At 62.8% G+C, this 1,332-nt stretch carries 1 protein-coding gene; it reads right to left on the bottom strand.

The annotated features are described in order from the left end of the window. Positions 1 to 37: 37 nt before the first annotated feature. Positions 38 to 1,260 (bottom strand): IS3 family transposase gene (locus tag E4487_RS24185; protein WP_257229495.1). Its coding sequence is split into 2 segments (ribosomal slippage): positions 38 to 915 and positions 915 to 1,260, totalling 1,224 coding nucleotides; the frame shifts between segments, so codons are not numbered across the junction. Positions 1,261 to 1,332: the final 72 nt, after the last annotated feature.

The raw sequence follows: 1,332 nt of genomic DNA, 5'->3' as shown, positions 1-1,332 counted from the left end.
TGGACTTGCCCCTATCAAACCGGACACCGACACCCCGTTAGGTTGATGCCTCAGCCGAGCGTCTGAACTCCCGAGGTGAGCGGTATTTCAGTGCACTGTGCGGATGCTCCTCGTTGTAATGCTCGAAGGCGATGGCCAGGTTGCGCAGGGCCGTCGCTCGATCGGGCTTGGGCATGTGGCGGATGTAGTCGCGCTTCATGGTCTTCACGAAGCTCTCCGCCATGCCGTTGCTCTGCGGGCTGCACACCGGGGTTGTCAGTGGCAGCAAGCCAATCTGCCGGGCGAAGGCTCGAGTCTGTTCGGCCGTATAGGCCGAGCCGTTGTCGCTCAGCCATTGCACTGGCGACGCCGGCAGCTCACCACCGAAGCGTTGCTCGATGGCTTCCAGCATCACGTCGCGGACATCGTCGCCACTGTAGCCGTTTGGGCTGGCCACCCAGCTGATGGCCTCGCGGTCGCAGCAGTCCAGAGCGAAGGTCACGCGCAGCTTTTCGCCATCCTCGCAGCGGAACTCGAAGCCATCCGAGCACCAGCGGGTGTTGCTCGTGTCCACGGCGACGCGACCTTCGTGACGCCGCGCTACGCCCGGCTGTTTGCGCCGGCGTTCCAGTAACAGAGCGTGGTCACGCATGACGCGGTAAACCCGCTTCACGTTGACCGGTGGCAGGGCCTGTTGCTCCTGCTGCCGACGCAACAGACCCCAGACCCGACGATAGCCATAGCTGGGCAACACGCCGACGGCCTGTTTGATCTGCTCGACCAGGGCCGCATCGTTGAGCGTTCGGCTCCGACGGGGTTGCAGCCCTTGCGCGGGTTGTTTGAGTCGAGCCGTCAATTGCGAGCGCGCCACACCGAGACTCTCACTGACCGCTTTCACTGGTCGTCCCCCGGCAACAAGGGTGAGTGCGCAAACCATTTTCGCGAGCGGGCGATCTCCACCGCTTCCTTGAGGATCTCGGCCTCCATGGTCTTCTTCCCGAGCATTCGTTGCAGTTCGCGGATCTGCTTGAGGGCATCGGCCAACTCGGAAGCGGGCACCACCGCTTCACCAGCACTGACCGCCGACAGGCTGCCGTCCTGGTAGAGCTTGCGCCAGTGGAACAATTGGTTGGGGTTGATGCCGTTGCGCCGGGCCACCACCGAGACGCTTTGCCCGGGCTCCAGGCTTTCGCGCACCATGGCCAGTTTCTCCTCGACGCTCCAGCGGCGACGCCGCTCCTGGCCGAGCACTTCGATGGTTTTGTCTTTGCTGGTAGTCATAAACACAGTCGTTTGCCTATCCCTTATGGTAAGGGGGAAACGGTGTCCTGTGTTTCAAGGGGCTCGTTCAGC

The sequence above is a fragment of the Pseudomonas sp. BMW13 genome, from assembly GCF_013357275.1.
Classification (GTDB): domain Bacteria; phylum Pseudomonadota; class Gammaproteobacteria; order Pseudomonadales; family Pseudomonadaceae; genus Aquipseudomonas; species Aquipseudomonas khazarica.
Note: the sequence above shows the minus strand (reverse complement) of the source record. Positions and strands in the feature narration are given on the sequence as shown.